17 protein-coding genes are annotated in these 17,803 nt (G+C 40.6%); 10 read left to right on the forward strand and 7 right to left on the reverse strand.

Annotation, left to right across the window (positions count from 1 at the left end; translation table 11 throughout):
* Positions 1–429 precede the first annotated feature (429 nt).
* Positions 430–1,689, forward strand: coding sequence for a dicarboxylate/amino acid:cation symporter (locus AKG98_RS09845; protein WP_067044973.1), 1,260 nt, complete (start codon positions 430–432; stop codon positions 1,687–1,689).
* A gap of 117 nt (positions 1,690–1,806) precedes the next feature.
* Here the strand turns inward: AKG98_RS09845 and AKG98_RS09850 are convergent, their stop codons facing one another.
* Both AKG98_RS09850 and uraH read right to left on the reverse strand, forming a co-directional pair.
* Complete coding sequence (locus tag AKG98_RS09850; RefSeq protein ID WP_067044976.1) at positions 1,807–3,171, reverse strand: NCS2 family permease; 1,365 nt, start codon at positions 3,169–3,171, stop codon at positions 1,807–1,809.
* Between the two features lie 72 nt (positions 3,172–3,243).
* The gene (gene uraH, locus AKG98_RS09855; protein WP_067044979.1) at positions 3,244–3,597 is read right to left on the reverse strand and encodes a hydroxyisourate hydrolase; all 354 of its coding nucleotides are present in this window, start codon (positions 3,595–3,597) and stop codon (positions 3,244–3,246) included.
* Positions 3,598–3,985: 388 nt separating this feature from the next.
* On the opposite strand from uraH, the gene puuE reads away from it, so the two are divergent.
* From puuE to AKG98_RS09885, 6 genes are all read left to right on the forward strand, one after another.
* A complete protein-coding gene (gene puuE / locus AKG98_RS09860; RefSeq protein ID WP_067044982.1) occupies positions 3,986–4,900 on the forward strand; it encodes an allantoinase PuuE in 915 nt (304 codons plus the stop codon).
* Between the two features lies 1 nt (position 4,901).
* Positions 4,902–5,429, forward strand: coding sequence for a 2-oxo-4-hydroxy-4-carboxy-5-ureidoimidazoline decarboxylase (gene uraD / locus AKG98_RS09865; RefSeq protein WP_067044985.1), 528 nt, complete (start codon positions 4,902–4,904; stop codon positions 5,427–5,429).
* A gap of 14 nt (positions 5,430–5,443) precedes the next feature.
* Positions 5,444–6,439, forward strand: coding sequence for an allantoicase (gene alc / locus AKG98_RS09870; protein ID WP_067044988.1), 996 nt, complete (start codon positions 5,444–5,446; stop codon positions 6,437–6,439).
* Positions 6,439–6,975, forward strand: a complete 537-nt coding sequence (locus AKG98_RS09875; protein ID WP_067044991.1) for an ureidoglycolate lyase — start codon at positions 6,439–6,441, stop codon at positions 6,973–6,975. The genes alc and AKG98_RS09875 overlap by 1 nt, the downstream gene beginning before the upstream one ends.
* Positions 6,976–6,990: 15 nt before the next feature.
* A complete protein-coding gene (locus tag AKG98_RS09880; protein WP_067044994.1) occupies positions 6,991–8,142 on the forward strand; it encodes a urate hydroxylase PuuD in 1,152 nt (383 codons plus the stop codon).
* A 142-nt stretch (positions 8,143–8,284) separates the two neighbouring features.
* Complete coding sequence (locus AKG98_RS09885; protein WP_067044997.1) at positions 8,285–8,857, forward strand: undecaprenyl-diphosphatase; 573 nt, start codon at positions 8,285–8,287, stop codon at positions 8,855–8,857.
* Between the two features lie 52 nt (positions 8,858–8,909).
* Here AKG98_RS09885 and AKG98_RS09890 read toward each other — a convergent pair whose 3' ends face one another.
* Together AKG98_RS09890 and AKG98_RS09895 are read right to left on the reverse strand one after the other, a co-directional pair.
* Positions 8,910–10,088 (reverse strand): HD-GYP domain-containing protein, encoded by a 1,179-nt coding sequence (locus AKG98_RS09890; protein WP_067045000.1) that lies wholly within the window; start codon positions 10,086–10,088, stop codon positions 8,910–8,912.
* A gap of 89 nt (positions 10,089–10,177) precedes the next feature.
* On the reverse strand, positions 10,178–11,173 hold the full coding sequence (locus tag AKG98_RS09895) for a TDT family transporter (RefSeq protein WP_067045004.1): 996 nt from the start codon (positions 11,171–11,173) through the stop codon (positions 10,178–10,180).
* Between the two features lie 97 nt (positions 11,174–11,270).
* Between AKG98_RS09895 and AKG98_RS09900 the strand changes: the two genes are divergently transcribed.
* Positions 11,271–12,173: a LysR substrate-binding domain-containing protein gene (locus AKG98_RS09900; protein WP_067045006.1), complete on the forward strand. Its 903-nt coding sequence runs from the start codon at positions 11,271–11,273 to the stop codon at positions 12,171–12,173.
* A gap of 375 nt (positions 12,174–12,548) precedes the next feature.
* Positions 12,549–13,184: a TetR/AcrR family transcriptional regulator gene (locus tag AKG98_RS09905; protein ID WP_067045009.1), complete on the forward strand. Its 636-nt coding sequence runs from the start codon at positions 12,549–12,551 to the stop codon at positions 13,182–13,184.
* A gap of 2 nt (positions 13,185–13,186) precedes the next feature.
* On the opposite strand, the gene AKG98_RS09910 is transcribed toward AKG98_RS09905, so the two are convergent.
* On the reverse strand, positions 13,187–14,119 hold the full coding sequence (locus tag AKG98_RS09910) for a glycosyltransferase family A protein (RefSeq protein WP_067045013.1): 933 nt from the start codon (positions 14,117–14,119) through the stop codon (positions 13,187–13,189).
* A gap of 210 nt (positions 14,120–14,329) precedes the next feature.
* On the opposite strand from AKG98_RS09910, the gene AKG98_RS09915 reads away from it, so the two are divergent.
* Positions 14,330–15,493, forward strand: coding sequence for a glycosyltransferase (locus AKG98_RS09915; RefSeq protein ID WP_067045016.1), 1,164 nt, complete (start codon positions 14,330–14,332; stop codon positions 15,491–15,493).
* Between the two features lie 74 nt (positions 15,494–15,567).
* On the opposite strand, the gene guaD is transcribed toward AKG98_RS09915, so the two are convergent.
* Together guaD and xdhC are read right to left on the reverse strand one after the other, a co-directional pair.
* Complete coding sequence (gene guaD / locus AKG98_RS09920) at positions 15,568–16,875, reverse strand: guanine deaminase (RefSeq protein WP_067045019.1); 1,308 nt, start codon at positions 16,873–16,875, stop codon at positions 15,568–15,570.
* An 89-nt stretch (positions 16,876–16,964) separates the two neighbouring features.
* Positions 16,965–17,801 (reverse strand): xanthine dehydrogenase accessory protein XdhC, encoded by an 837-nt coding sequence (gene xdhC, locus AKG98_RS09925; RefSeq protein ID WP_067045022.1) that lies wholly within the window; start codon positions 17,799–17,801, stop codon positions 16,965–16,967.
* Positions 17,802–17,803: the final 2 nt, after the last annotated feature.

The raw sequence follows: 17,803 nt of genomic DNA on the forward strand, positions 1-17,803 counted from the left end.
AACCTAACTCACACTCTATATAGGGCTTTCTAATTATGCTTATTTCTTTCTTTGTTGGTGTTACCTTGGTTGTTTACATTAAGCAAAAAGCACTCAAGCCAAACTCAAAAGATACGATAGTTATGTTAATTACCGATGGTTATAAATCACTGATTACTGATGTTAAAAAGATAATGAAATAATTACACAGTAACAATAGAATCGTCAACAGTAACTCATTTTGGTTATGTAAAGTTCACTTTACCAACAAGAAAACCAATAAAAACGCATGATATAGTGCATATAACTAAGTATTACCAAAAGGAAAGCATGAATGGCTTTACATTTACAACATGACCGATAAACTGACCGCTCTCAACTGTGCTGAATGAATGAATTCACAGCAGGTTATGCTCCACATTACGATAGAAAAAGTAGAGGACGTCAATTTTGAGTAATACTGAATCAGTAGGTACCCCAACTTTAAGCCAAAAACTATGGTTTAACTTACCCCTTTGGCAGAAAATTGTTATCGGTATGATCCTCGGTATTACCGTGGGTATAACCTTTGGTGAAGATGCTGTCATTCTAAAACCAATCGGGTCATTATTTGTTAACACCATTAAGATGTTAATTGTGCCACTGGTTTTCTGCTCAATCATTGTTGGTATCACCTCGATGCAAGATACCAGTAAAATGGGACGCATTGGTTTTAAAGCAGTGATGTTCTATCTTATCTCTACTGCGGTTGCTATCTCCATCGGCCTATTATTAGGTAATTTATTACAGCCTGGTGCAGGTTTAGGGCTCGTAGCCCAACAAGCAGAAGCGGTAAAAGAAACAACTTCCTTAGCTGACACAATTGTTGGGTTAGTACCAACTAACCCAGTAGGTGCGCTAGCTCAAGGTCATATCCTACAAATCATCGTGTTTGCCGTGGCACTTGGTGTATCACTGACCCTGATTGGTGAAAAAGGAAAACCAGCGATCGCGGTTTTCGAAAGCCTTGCAGAAGCAATGTACAAGCTAACGGATCTAGTGATGAAACTCGCACCGTACGGTGTATTTGCGTTAATGGCATGGGTGGCAGGTAAATTTGGTTTAGCGCTACTATTACCACTAATGAAAGTAATTGGTGCGGTTTACCTTGGTAGCATCTTGCATGTGTTAGGTGTTTATAGCGCATTGATCCTATTTATTGCAAAACTAAGCCCAGTACAATATTTCCGCGGTATTGTTGATGCGCAAGTTGTTGCTTTCACCACGACATCAAGTGCAGGTACGTTACCAGTATCAATGAAATGTGCTCGTGAGAACCTCGGTGTATCGAAAGGCGTATCAAGCTTTGTATTGCCACTAGGTACCACTATCAACATGGATGGTACGGCGCTTTATCAAGGTGTAACAACATTATTTGTCGCGCAAGCATTCGGTATTGATTTAGGCATGCCTGAATACATCACTATTATCTTAACAGCGACATTAGCATCTATTGGTACTGCCGGTGTGCCTGGTGCGGGTCTTATCATGCTAACGTTAGTACTTACTACTGTTGGCCTACCTGTTGAAGGTGTCGCACTGATTGCTGGTATCGACCGTATTCTGGATATGGCACGTACCACCGTTAATATTTCTGGTGACATCGCCGCATCGGTGATCATTGCTAAATCAGAAAAAGAATTAGATACCTCGATTTATAACGCAAAATAGTGATAACGTGATATAGCGGTACGGTTATACCTAAACCGTACAAACAAAGAAGCCACTGATAAGTATCCTATTATTGGAGACAATATCAGTGGCTTTTTTATTAGTTTAAACTCGTGTTTACATAAATGCTAATTTAGCAACAAACACCGCCGTTAATACCCAGATACTAATCGATACTTCTTTTGCTTTACCTGAACCTACTTTTAAGAAAGTATAAGCGATAAAACCAAGTGCAATACCATTCGCGATAGAGAACGTGAAAGCCATCATGATTGCCGTAATACAGGCTGGTACATAATCGGTAAACTCATCCCAGTTCACTTTACTCAGACCACTCATCATCAAGAAAGAAACGAAGATAAGTGCACCGGCAGTCGCATAACTTGGAATAATTAACGCCACATCCGTGAAGAATGTCGCCGCTAAGAATAACGCACCAACCGTCACCGCAGTTAAACCCGTTCGGCCACCAGCCGCAACACCAGACGCACTTTCAACATAAGACGTTACTGGTGGGCAACCCACACATGCGCCCAATACACTTGATACAGAGTCCGCTTTCAGTGATTTTTTCAGGTTCTCAATTTCACCTTTTTCATTAATCAGATTTGCTTTATCCGCAACCCCCATTAATGTGCCTGCCGTATCAAACATGTTCACAAATAAGAACGAGATAATGACACTGATCATACCGACATTAAATAGCCCTTCTGCATTATAAAACAGATGTTCAAAATCCATTTCCATGAATAATGGCGCAATGCTTGGCGGCATAGAAATAATTGACGCAGGTGCAGAAACCAGGCCCAGTGGAATGCCAGCAAGCGTTGTCACTAACATACCGATTAATACCGCACCAAATAGATTACGACGGAATAATGAGCCAATAATAAGGAAGGTTAATGCGGCAAGTAATACTCTCGGCTCTGTAAAATTCCCCATGGTCACTAAGGTCGGTTGAGAAGCAACGACGATACCCGCACTTTTAAAACCAATAATGCCTAAGAACAGACCCACGCCTGCTGTCATCGCATAGCGTAAGCTCTGCGGAATACTGTCTAATATCCATTCTCGGATCTTATAAAAACTCATTAACGCAAAGAGTACACCCGAGACAAACACAGCCGCCATCGCGACCTGCCATGTGTAACCCATGTCAAATACGACTGTATAAGTAAAGAAAGCATTAAGGCCCATACCCGGCGCAAGTCCCACTGGCCAGTTCGCGTATAGTCCCATCAACATACAGCCAATTGCAGCACCAATACAGGTAGCAACGACCAGCGCATCCTTATCCATGCCAGTCTTCGCCATAATGTCTGGGTTTACAAAAATAATGTAAGCCATAGTAACGAAGGTTGTTAAACCTGCCATAAGCTCAGTTTTCACCGTAGTGCCATGCTCAGAGAGTTTAAATAACCGCTCTAATATGCCACCTTTAGCTGATCCCTGTAACTCAGATCCTTGTTGTGTTTTATCCATCATACTTCCCTTATTGTATTCGGGTTTACCGATTTTACGTTTTTATAATATTAATTTTATTATTCGTTTCAACTAACTCCCACGATAAGTCGAATAACTGAACGGGGATACCAACAGCGGTACATGGTAATGCGCTTGTGTATCGCTAATACCAAAGCGGATAACAATGTCATCTAAAAAAGCAGTTTCTGGCACCATCGCGCCACGTGCGCGGAAATAATCTGCCGTATCAAATTGCAGTTGATACTTACCAACACGCAATTCATTACTGGTTAATAATAAAGAATCAGTTCGCCCATCACTGTTAGTGATAGCTGAAGCGACTAACTCTAATTGATCTGCTTCTACCTTATATAATTTAATACTGATACCTGCACCTGGAACACCATTGGCTGTATCAAGTACATGTGTACTGAGTCCACTCATAATCAAAAATACCTTACTGTCACACATAAATATCACGGCTTACAATATCGTCTAAACGACAAATTCAATACATAGATTAATACAAAATGTTAAACTTATGTATCACATAATTGCAGAAAAACACTCAAAAGTTAAATTATTAATCTTATTTTTGTTTTTAAAACACAAAAAAATGCCTAATTAATTCCATAATAATCACTAATGAATAGAAAAAAACAAGAATATACCAATAACCAGCCCCGTTTAGGTACAAAACCAACAATTACAAACTTGTTACATATTTATATGGATTTTGTATACAATAGTTGTAATAATTGTATAACAACGTGATTGCTTATCTATAATTTAAAGAGTGATTATCGAAATATACGCAGAATAAGGAGTCATGATGACTGTTGCCTATCCCAGAGATCTGATTGGTTATGGCCAAAATGTACCAAATGCCAACTGGCCTAACAAAGCACGCTTAGCGATCTCATTTGTCCTTAACTATGAAGAAGGTGGCGAACGTTGCGTATTACATGGGGATAGTGAATCAGAAGCTTTTCTATCCGAAATGCCGGGCGCAGTACCCTTACAAGGTGTGCGTAATCTCAGTATGGAGTCTTGCTATGAGTATGGCAGCCGTGCGGGGGTTTGGCGCTTATTAAGCTTATTCGCAGACTATCAAATACCGCTCACTATATTTGCCGTCGCAATGGCCTTAGAAAGACACCCAGATGTCGCCAAAGCATTTGTTGCTGCAAACCACGAGATTTGCAGCCATGGTTATCGTTGGCTTGATTATCAATATACCGATGAAGCCGAAGAGCGTGAACACTTACATAAAGCTATCGACATTATCAAAACGCTAACAGGAAAACGTCCGACGGGTTGGTATACGGGTAGACTAGGTCCTAATACTCGACGTTTAGTGGCTGAAGAAGGGGGATTTCTGTATGACTCAGATGCTTATGATGACGACCTACCGTATTGGGTTAAAGCCAACAATCAACCGCACCTAGTGATCCCTTACACCCTAGATGTCAATGACATGCGCTTTGCTACACCACAAGGTTTTAATAGTGGTGAGCAATTCTTTCAATACTTAAAAGACAGCTTCGACACCCTTTATGCTGAAGGTATAACATCGCCAAAAATGATGTCAGTCGGGCTACATTGCCGCTTAATAGGCCGTCCGGGTCGTGTGGCATCACTAAAGCGCTTCTTAGATTACGTAAAACAGCATGATGATGTGTGGCTATGTACACGAGAGCAAATAGCAAATCACTGGATCAAACATCACCCATACAAGGACGCGTAACATGACACGTTTTAATACCTGCATCCCAAGTCAACTATCGCAATCCGATTTTGTGGCGATGTTTGCTGATATCTATGAGCACAGCCCTTGGGTAGCAGAAGAAGCCTATCAACAATACCAACATCAAGGTATCGATGGCGATATCAATGACATTGCCACATTACAGCAATGCATGGCGGACATTTTACTTGCAGCTAATCCGGATCAACAGCTTGCATTAATCAATGCCCACCCAGATCTAGCAGGCCGCGCAGCCGTTAATGGTGAACTGACCACCGCATCAACCTCTGAACAAGCTGGTGCAGGCATCGATCAATGTACCGCCGATGAATTTGCCCATTTCACACAGCTCAATGATGCCTATAAAGCGAAATTTAATTTCCCTTTCATCAAAGCAGTGCGCGGCGCTAACCGTTTTTTAATCTTAGCGGACTTTAAACGTCGTATTCAACATAATATCGACACCGAGTTCAAACAAGCATTATTAGAAATAAACAAAATCGCCGCATTTCGTTTAAACGATTTATAACAAGGACGACTACAATGACTACTGAATTAAACTTTGACCGCCATATTAACCTTGCTGATGAAAAGCTTGGTGCAGAAGCCATTTTTGCAACGGATGATTTTTTTGCTGATAAGCAACGTATGCTAAAAACAGAAGCAGCCGTATTTATACCTGATCTATATGATGACAATGGTAAATGGATGGACGGTTGGGAATCTCGTCGTAAACGCCATGAAGGTTATGATTACTGTATCGTACGTCTGGGTCTAGCAGGTTCAATTGAAGGTCTGAATATTGATACATCAAACTTCACTGGCAACTATGCGCCTTCGGCGTCCGTTGACGCATGCTTTGTTGCTGATGGCCAAGATCCACAAGCAGGAACAAAGTGGACAGAGATTCTAGCTTCAGAATCATTACAAGGTGATAGCGAACATTTGTTTAGCCTAACAGGTACTGCTGTTTATACCCACGTACGTCTTAACATTTATCCAGACGGTGGTGTTGCACGTTTACGCGTTTACGGTAAGCCAAGCATTAACTGGGACACTATCGGATCCGACCAAGAAATTGATTTAGCGGCAACGATTAACGGTGGCCGTGCAATTGCTTGTAACGATGAACACTTTGGTGTGATGGGTAATTTATTAAACCCAGGTCGTGGTGTGAACATGGGTGATGGCTGGGAAACTGCACGTCGTCGTACGCCGGGTAATGACTGGGTAATTATCGCATTAGGTAATAAAGGCAGTATTAATCGTATCGAAATTGATACTGCGCACTTTAAAGGTAACTTCCCAGATTCAGTCAACATTCAAGCTGCTTGTGTGGCTGGCGGTACCGAAGAACAGATCCAAGCACAAAGCTTATTCTGGCGCGAACTGTTACCAGCACAAAAACTATCTGCAGATAATATTCATCATTACCAAAAACAAGTGAATGCGCTGGGTGATATTACTCACATTCGTGTAAATATTTACCCTGATGGTGGCATTAGCCGAGTACGACTGTTCGGCACTGTGTCGAAATAATGACTCACATTATTACACTTGAACCATTAACAGCAGAAGCGTTTAAGCCTTACGGGGATGTGATCGCAACTACGGATCGTGATTATTTCATGATCAACAATGGTTCTACGCGTCGCTACCATCAGCTTGCCGATGTAGACACTGAAACAGAGGGTGGTCGTACAATCATCAGTATCTTTCAGGCAACACCATTAACTTATCCATTGTCGGTAAGCATGATGGAGCGCCACCCGTTAGGTTCACAGGCGTTTATTCCTTTATTTGGCAATACGTATTTAATTTTAGTAGCCGCGCCAACCGGTGATCTAAAGCAAGAACGATTAGATAGTCAAACCATTCGTGGCTTTATCAGCTATGGGTCACAGGGTATTAATTATCACAAAGGTGTTTGGCACCACCCCATCCTCGCGTTAACAGATCAAGATCAATTCTTGATCGTCGATCGCGCTGGACCGGGTAATAACTGCGAAGAAGTACATTTTACCGATGCTGAAACACGCATATTTCATAAAGACGTACTCGGTACGCAACTATAATAACAGGGAGTATTTATGGATCCGCATATTACGGAATGGCTGAATCTTGCGATTCGATGGATGCATATGATTTTTGGTATCGCTTGGATCGGTGCCTCATTCTATTTTGTATGGCTAGAAAACCATCTTAATCGCATCAATCCCAAAACAGGACTCGCCGGCGATCTTTGGGCTATTCATGGCGGTGGTATTTACCACTTAGAGAAGTACAAACTTGCGCCAGCAAAAATGCCTGAAACACTACATTGGTTTAAATGGGAAGCGTACACAACTTTCCTTAGCGGTATCTCACTGTTAACCGTCGTATATTACTTTAATGCGCAATCGATGCTTATCGCACCCGAATCAGGCTTAACTGAATGGCAAGGTATTGCGATTGGAATCGCGACCATTGTGGTTGGTTGGATTGTTTATCATTTATTATGTGAATCACCATTAGCGCAGAAACCCGTATTAATGGGCGCAGTACTGATGTTAATGATCATTGCCGTGGCATATGGTCTATCACTGGTATTCACAGGCCGTGCAGCCTATATCCATGTTGGCGCGATGATAGGTTCGATCATGGTCGGCAACGTGTTTTTTGTGATTATGCCGGGTCAACGAAAAATGGTTGCGGCAGTATCGAAAGGTGAACAACCCGATCCGAAAGATCCTGCAAAAGCACTATTACGCTCGCGTCATAATAACTACCTAACATTACCTGTGTTATTCATCATGATCAGTAATCACTTCCCAAGTACCTATGGGAGCGAGTACAACTGGTTAATATTAGCCGCAGTGTCAATTATCAGTGTGTTAGTACGTCATTATTTCAATACGCGTCACCAGCATCAGAAATACGCATGGACATTACCGTTTGCCGCTTTTGCTATGATCACGTTAGCATTTGTCACTAAACCAACTGTAGATAACAGCGCACCACAAGTCGCGTTTAGTGAAGTACAAAGTATTGTCGCAGAACGTTGCGCCGTATGTCATGCAACCGCAGGTGTTGCTCCTATGGCTGGTGTACACCTTGATACAGCTGAAAACATTAAGCTCAATTCAGACAGAGTGTTATCGGCAGTGCGTAACCGCGTTATGCCCCAAGGCAATATCACCAAAATGACCGATGATGAACGTACCGTCGTGATTAACTGGATAAACCAGGGCGCAAAAATATAAGCGCTAACCAATAATACGATGAGTGCTCAGTTGATGATGAATGAACTGAGTACTCCCTTTCATATAGGTTTTTATGTTTAGATTGAACATTTCATCAAAATAAAGGTCTTACCTTTAATACTTTATTTAGATAAGCCTCTACATGCAACAATTAAACAATCTACTCTTTTCTGCAATTAATCAATTCGCTGGCCAAAACCAATTCTTTGACTACCTTTTCATTTTCTTAGCAGAAGCGATGCCTTATGTATTTATCGTATTGGTCGTAACCTTATGGTTTCGCAGTAAAGAGCAATCGAAGCGTTATCTTATTGGTGCGACGCTGACTTCTGTCGTTGGTATCACGATTAATACACTTATTGCTCAGGTTTATTTCCACCCTCGCCCTTTTATGAACGATTTGGGTACAACACTTGTTGAACACGCTGCAAATTCGTCGTTTCCCTCTGATCACACCACATTTATGTTTTGCATTGCATTTAGTTTATTGTTTCATCGAGCAACAAGAAAATTGGCGCTTGGGTTAACGGTATTAGCGGTGATAGGTGGGTTATCTCGTGTGTATATTGGTGTGCATTTTCCTTTCGACATTGCCGCAGCATCCGTTGTCGCAGCATTCTCAGCCATGATGGTACATGCTGCCCGAGATAAATTAGTCGTCTGTTATAACGTTATTATTTCCACTGGTGATCGTTTAACAGGGCGAGTTCTATAATAAGAATAAGAAGCTAATAATGAAACCAGCAGCACGTTGCGGTTGCTGGTCGTTACGCTTCACTGACTAAAAATCGCATGATCTCTTCCATATCTAAATCAAAATCATCCGCTCTCACCGACTCTGAAATTTCATCATCAACCATAGACAAATCAATCTGATTCGTTAGCTCAAAATCCCGTTTATCTAAGCTATAAAACGAATTCACTTTAGGTCGAATCGGATCTGCTTTGTTATAACCTTCGACAATCGCTAAACGATTAGAGTTTAGCTTGACCAGTGAGCCAACGGGATAGATTCCCATGCATTTAATAAAAGCATGGACTAAGTTCAAATCCAATTGTCCATCTTGAGCCAGACTACGCAGAATACCGAATGATTTTAGCTGGGTTAAACCTTTTTTATAACAGCGGTTTGCAGTTAGTGCATCGTATATATCACAGATAGAAAGCATACGGCCAAATCGAGATACTTGTTGTCCCATCAAACCATATGGATAGCCTTCACCATTTAATTTTTCATGGTGTATGGCCGCAACATCCAAGCTGATTTTAGAAATACCAGAGATTGATTTAATAATATCGATAGAATGATTGACATGTAATTTCATAATTCCAAACTCATCGGGTGTCAATTTACCCGGTTTATTAAGAATATGATCAGGTGTTCGGATCTTACCAATATCATGTAAAAAAGCACCGATAGCCAACTCTCTGATCACTGTTTTTTCAATACCAAGATAACGAGAAAATAACGCCATTAACATAGAAACAGCAAAGGAGTGTTCTAATAAATATTCATCTTTATTACGAATATTTATCGCGCACATTAGCGCATCAGAATTGGTAAATAGGGTATCGATTAATTCTGTGGTGAGACTTTTTACTGAACAAAGGTCAATTTGAGACCCCTCTTCAATATGCTGAAATATCTTTCTCTGTATATCTTTAGACGTTAAAATGAGCGCTTTAGCTTGCATCATTTTCACATTAAACGCTTGCTTTCGCTTCGTCGTTATTGAAGTCGCAGAGACAGCTGCAGCCGCCATTTTCGCATCAAATTTGTCAGTATTAACTAATACGCGCTTGATTCCCAGCTTAATAAGCTTATTAAGCACTATTTCGTTTTTCACCCATTCAGGTTGAGTAAGCCTGAAATTACCTGTTTGAAGGGTTATTCTTTCGATGTAAGCACCAATAGTGATACAGGTAATATCTTGCTCTATAAGCATAATGTGTAACTCAAGAAAGGGAACCGTTTTAGCAAAAGCTACTCTATCACCATATAACGTGTAAATACACCAAATAACAAACCACTTATTTATACAGTTACTACTATCTGCGTTTTATGCGCAATATACATACTTTGTAATTTAGCTACCAAACATTTTATATAACATGCACTAACCCAAGCAACGACTACGGTTGATCCCCCTAATTCAAATAAAGCAACAACATGTAATTGAGAGATGTAATGCTCAGAAATACCGACTTTTTCAAGCCAATCACCAATGCTATATAAAGCCTTAGCACTAATCACTAACGGAAATGTAAAGGCAGCAAAACCAGGGTGAAAAGTTAAGCGAGATAAATGTAGAAGCGCCATATAGATAACCACAGTCATCAACACTGCTATACCTAATAAAACAGCAACAATAATTGGTGATGGCTCAGACATAAAGGCTAAATATCCAGTTAGACATAAACTCGCTGGCGCCGCTAATATGGCAATTGACGGTTTAGCGCCAGTCTGAACTTTTTCACCAAAAATAAGGCGATTAAGCATCACGGGCAATAACAGTGCATAATTAACCATACCAAAAACCAAAATTGCATAACAAAGAGATTCAAATTTTTCTGGTTGAGGACAAGTAAATACAGCAACAATCAAACCAATTGGTGGCACAAACCAACTCGGCACCATATGCTGTAATTGCATATCTTTAACACGATGATAAAGAAACACGACTAAAAATACCAAATGAACGACGATTGCAGTCAACCATATGATTGTCGATAACGCGGATGACGACGTAATTAACGAATTTGATACCACCATAGTCGCCATTGCAAACGTTGGAACCACACTACCAACAACATGATGAGAAAGGTCATTCCATAACGTTTGTGGATGAATAATAAAACGTAATAACAAAGAGAGTAGGATCCCAGCAGCAACAACCGCTGTTACAGTCTGAAGATAACCATTAAAACCATACACCGACTCCCATAGAGCCCCCAATGACGATATGCCTAAGGCAAGGCCAGCGACTGGGGTTGGTAATAACTTAAAGTTAATTCTAATTTGATTTAACATAATGCACCTCTCTCGTTGATGCAGCCATTATAAACATAGCCATACGTTAATTAAACCTGTATGTTTTTAACATATAGTTAATAAAAGTTGAACGTATATGAATTTATCATTAAAACAATTACGTGTATTTGTTGCTGTCAGCCAGCAGCAAAGTATCACCCACGCTGCAAAAAGCTTATTCTTAACCAAAGCAGCCGTAAGTATGGCATTAAGTGAACTTGAGAATCAATTAGGTCAACAATTATTTGATCGTACCAATAACCGGCTACACCTCAATCCATATGGTCAACGTTTATTACCTATCGCCGATGAATTACTGCACCGCGCGGCCAGTATTGATACCTTGTTTCAGCAATCAGGGCAGCTTATTGGCAATCTCGCCATTGGTGCAAGCGAGACGATTGGTAACCAGATATGTCCTTGGTTAATTGCACAATTTAGGCAACAAACAGAACATACTCAGCAAACGTTGCATATCAGTAACAGCGCCAACATTGCTAAAATGATATTAAGTTATCAATTAGATATAGGCCTTATCGAAGGTGATGTTAAGCACAATGACATTGAAAAAACGCCTTGGATAACAGATGAAATGTGTATCATTGCAGCATCAAATCATCCACTACAAGAAAAAACAGCATTGCAGTTAACAGACTTAACCGACAATGCTTGGGTGTTACGTGAATTAGGCTCAGGCAGTCGCGCATTCTTTGATAATCATATTGCACCAGCGGTTCAACAATGGCAACTCGCTTACCAGCTTAATTCAATTGAAGCACAACTCAATTTTGTCGCAGCGGGACTCGGACTCGCCTGCGTGTCTAAATTCAGTGCGACGCACGCTTTAGCAAACAACCGGGTAAAAATATTATCACTCAATACGAAACTAGAACGCCAATACAAAATCATTATGCATAAACAAAAATTCAAAAGTGAATTAATTACAGCGTTTATCGAGTTCAGCCAGCAGTGGGATAGTAGCCAATTAATCCGTAAATAAAATGGCATAAAATCAATAACTGTACTTTTAGTCCCTAATATTAGGTAAAAAAAAGGAGTAGCAATTGCTACTCCTGTCGTAATATTTAATCAAATTATTACGCCCACTATATATCCAAGCTAGCTGGAAATTACAGGATAAAGTATACTTACTTCTTTGATAAAAAATTCAAATAGCGATAGCTAGGCAATCGGTAGAAAGGAATAAAATACCGTTGCCAAATAAGTAAACATAATACTCAAAGCCCTTGCAAAGCTTGAGTATTCGTGCCAAGACTATTAAACAAAAAGCTAACCCAAAGGTCAAGTTACTTGTGGCGTTATTGTTAATTTTTATAACTTTCTATAAAATAACTGCGAAGGGATGAATATAAGAATGTCTACCATACGGAAGAAAAACGAAGGAAAGATTTTAAAGGCTGCCAGTCAAGTGTTTGCCAGTGAAGGTTATGCAGCAACAAAAACTATTGATATCGCGAAACTTGCCGGTGTGCCTAAGGCCAACGTCTATTATTATTTTGGTAATAAAGAGACTTTATACTCTGCAGTACTGGAAACAATCATCGAACCATTACTCAGTGCAACCCTCCCTATCGAAACCATCAATAACCCCGCAGTCGCATTAACCGAATACATTAAAACAAAGCTAACCATCTCTCGAGATTATCCTTATGCTTCCAAAGTATTCGCGAATGAAATCATGCGAGGTTCGCCATTGCTTTCTCCTGAAATAAAACAGCGTTTAATGAATCAGAGTACGTTTTTACTTGATAAATTTACGCAGTGGATTGAAGTTGGTCAAATGGACAATGTATCGCCACACCATCTGTTATTCATGATCTGGTCTTCGACCCAAACTTATGCTGACTTTAGTTGGCAGATCAATGCTGTAATGGGAAAAACATCACTGACTGCAAGTGACTATGACGATGCTGCACAGCTGATTAGTCAACTTGTACTAAAAGGCTGCAATGTGAAGTCTTGTGACGAAGTGACGGCACAGACTAAGTAACACTAAGTAATTGGGCTAAGAATTAGTTTTTTAATGTCTCCCAAGCCATTTTTAATGCGTCTAATTTGAGGGTTAAGCAAAAAAGCATAACCCTCATAACACAGCGCATTGATGAATTTTTTTTGCGTACGGTAATAGTCTGCGTAGCCTTCTTTCAATTTTGCATCCGCCAAGGCAAATGTATGCCGACTTAATCCGATATCACGTTGCTTATAACCTGTAATAATATGCTCTATACATTCAAGGTGTTGTAAACGTTTACTATCTGTCTGAGTAATAGAGTCTCTACGCACAAGATAACCCGTGTAGCTTTTAGTTAATACCGCGACTTCAAAGTTCTCACATATCTTTAGCCACAATTGCCAATCTTCACAATAACTCATGCTGGTATCAAACAACCCGACAGTCTCAAATACAGAGGCTTTAACCATCACTGTCGATGTACCTACAACATTATGGCCTAATACTTGCGCTAACGGTTGACTGATATGATAAGTCGGCGTGCTAATGTCAGTAAATTGATTCCAATAACCGAAGCAATCAACAGTATATTGATATTGCTCATCAACATGATCATAGTTAGTAAACGACATGGCAACGTTCGGATTTTCCGCATGCAATGCCAGCTGGGCTAATAATTTATTAGGATACCAATAATCATCGGCATCTAAAAAAGCGATGTACTCACCACTCGCTTCTTCTATTGCAAGATTTCGCGCCCCAGCGGCACCCACACCATGAGCCGTAATCACATTAACGCAAGGCTCTTTCTGACTTAACGCGGCAAGATATTCTGCGCTACCATCACTACTATTATCATTAATAATGATAATTTCAATATCGGTTCTATTTTGCTGGTAAATACTACTTATCGCTTTCGGCAAGTATTCCAAACAGTTATAGCTAGGAATAATTACAGAGACTGTATACATCATAACACCACTCCTTATGCTATCTGCCAACGCCTTATTTTCAGTTCACTAAAGAAACAATCGCATTTATATAGACTATCATTCGGTATAGGCTTTACTTTGGCGATCAAATTAAGAGTAGTTAAGAAATTTATTTTTGAATGCAAAACAGCAGTATTACATTCATTGGAATAAAAGTAAGGGCGTTTAAATGCAAAAGGTAGGGGTATTAGAATGAAAAAAGTGGCATTTTTAGCCCCTTCATACCCAGTGCTCACTGAAACATTTATTCGTACCGAAGTTGACTCGGTAAGTGCATATGGCCATGAAGTTTGTGTCATGACATTTACCAAATACCACGACTGCGGCGAGTTTGAATATGATATTCATGTTATCGGTGCAAAAGCTTATTTCTCACTAATCTCCACACTTAGTCCAATCGGTATAATGAGAGCCCTTCACTTTATTGCGAAGCAACGTGCAATGCCCAAATTATCCTTATTTCGATACAGCTTAAGACTCGCGCTTCAAATGCGTAAAGAAGGCGTCAGTCATGCTCATGCACACTTTGCTCAGCACACCTGCGCCCACGCAATAGTGGCAGCCAAAATGATGGATATCACCTGCTCTTTTGTTGCCCATGGTCACGATATTTACGAAACGCCTTATGATGTAAATTTAAAAATACACAACAGTAACTTTGTTGTTGCCGTTTGCAAAGACATGGCAGAAGATCTAAAAAAAATCAACCACGATAAAATTAGACTATTACACTGCGGCGTCAAAACGAATGAATTTAAGCCCCCCTTCCCCCCTTCAGAAAAACAACATGAACTTAGTCCATTACGATTGATTTTTTTAGGCCGGTTAGTCGAGCAAAAAGGCATTAATTACCTTATTCAAAGCCTGCACGAGCTACATCATAATTACTCAGTCACATTGGATATTGTTGGGGATGGGGATCAATTATCAAATTTAAAACAGCAAGTAGAACGCTTAGGTTTATCAAAACTTGTACATTTCCTTGGTTCGAAATCACCGCGTTGGGTTAGTCATAATCTCTCTAGGTTTGATTGTTTAGTTGCACCATTTTGTATTTCACGATCGGGCTGTGTCGATACAGGACCTCTCGTGCTCAAAGAAGCGATGGCAGTTGGCATTCCAGTAATAACAACGGACCTAATGGGCTGTAAAGAGATTGTAGCACCGGGAACAGGACTGATAGTAAAACAAAAAAATACCCAAGCGCTGAGCCAAGCGATTACCGAATTTATCAATTACCCAGCAGAAAAACGTCAAGACATGGGACGCTTGGCGCGATTAAATATAGAAAATAATTTTGATGCATTGAATCAAGCAAAAAGCCTGTCGTATTGGATTGAAAACTGTGCAAGATAACCTGAAGATAAGATACAAGCGCACACCTTTCAGTATACGCTTGTACCTTCATTTTAAATATTTATGCTTAGCGATTAAAGACTACTATAACGATTCTCACCATACACATAAGTTTCGCATACAACGCGATCATCACCCATTAGCATTAATGCAAACAAGGTTTCTTCTAATGACGTCGAGTTTTCCATGCGGAACTTAAGTAACGGCGTAGCCGCCAAGTCTAATACCACAAAATCAGCTTCTTTACCGACTGCCAAGTTACCAATTTTGTCTTCTAAGCGTAATGCTTTCGCGCCGCCTAATGTCGCTAAAAATAATGATTTAAACGGGCTTAACGCCTTGCCCTGCAGCTGTAATACTTTATACGCTTCATTCATTGTTGATAATAATGAGAAACACGTACCCGCGCCTACATCCGTACCCATGCCCACATTAATACCAAACGCTTCTAGGCGTGGTAAATCTAATAGGCCTGAACCCAAGAATAAGTTTGACGTTGGACAGAATGCCACCGCCGACCCCGTATCAGCCAAACGCTGACATTCGCTGTCACACAAATGAATACCGTGGGCAAATACCGAACGTTCACCTAGCAGGCCATGATGGTCGTAAACGTCTAAGTAATTAGCACGTTCAGGGAATAACTCTTTAACCCACTCAATCTCTTTTAAATTTTCTGATAAGTGCGTGTGCATATACAGATCTGGATATTCACTTAACAAACGCGCCGCTACATCAAGCTGCTCAGGGGTACTTGTCGGTGCAAACCGAGGCGTAACCGCATAGTGTAAACGCCCTTTCAGATGCCAGCGCTCGATTAGCTCTTTACTGTCTTCATAGCAACTTTCAAGGGTATCAGTTAAGAAATCAGGCGCATTACGATCCATCATTACCTTACCGCAGATAATACGTAAATTACGTAATTGCGCTTGAGTGAAGAAGCTATCAACCGATTGTTTGTGCACAGTACCGAATACTAACGCTGTCGTGGTACCGTTACTCATTAACTCTTGTAAGAAAATTTCAGCAACTTTAGTCGCATGCTCTGGGTCATCAAACTTACCCTCGGCAGGGAAAGTATAATTATTTAACCAATCCAGTAATTGTTCACCATACGACGCGATCATACCCGTTTGTGGGTAATGCACATGGGTATCGATAAAACCCGATGTGATGATCTTATTTTCATACACTTTAATATCGATATCACTGTTTTCATTCGCTAGAATTTCATCTGCGTTACCGATTGCTTGCACGATACCATTTTCAATAATCATGGCTCCGTCAGCAAAATATTCGTACGAATTTTCCATACCGACTTTATCGGGGTCACCAATGCTGTGTAATATTGCTGATCGGTATGCGGTTCGAATTGTACTCATTTAAACTTCCTTCATTATGCTACTGCATCGTATCTCGCGCTATCCTAATACTCTGGTGATAGCGTGTCTATAACAATACGTTGCCTATATTAGGCTAACTTAGCGATCTCAGTATTTACCTGAACCAAGTTAGGTTTTTGTTTGTTTTCTAACGCTCGACCTTGGTAGGTTGCAATTAATTCACCAGCAACCGAAATCGCGATTTCTGCGGGATGCTTGCCCACCACCGCACTAATCCCAATAGGACAAATCATTTGATTTATCTGGGTATCAGTGAAATCACGCGCCCGTAGCCGATATTGAAAACGTTTTCTCTTGGTTTGCGAGCCTATCATGCCAAAATATTTAGCATCACCACGTTTTAAAATTGCCCTGGCTAAATCAAAATCCAGTTGATGATTATGTGTCATCACCAAATAGTAGCTATCTTTGGGCATATCAAGCACATCCCCCGCCGGATCATCACTGACTAACTTAGTGACATTATCAGATAACTGCGCCGGAAACTGTTCTTCACGCTCATCAATCCAAGTAACGCGGAATGGCAAGGTTGCCACAACATGCAATAAAGCTTTCGCCACATGTCCTGCGCCAAACACCACTAAATGCTGTAGTGATTGCCCAATCGGTTCAAACATCAAAGTCGCACTACCACCACAACATTGACCTAATCGAGCGCCTAAATCAAAGCGCTCTACGACCAGTGACTCTTTGCCTTCAGTGAGCATTTCTCGCGCCATTTTAGTCGCGAGATGCTCTAAATGACCTCCGCCAATGGTGGCATATTGTTGATCCTGCGTGATCAGCATCTTGGTACCAGCATCACGCGGAGTCGAACCATGATGTTCAAGTACCGTGATCATGATACACACTTCACCACGCTGTTTTAATTCTGCAAGTGGATCAATCCAATTGTCTTTAAACATCA

It is taken from the genome of Moritella sp. JT01 (assembly GCF_001574435.1).
GTDB lineage: Bacteria > Pseudomonadota > Gammaproteobacteria > Enterobacterales > Moritellaceae > Moritella.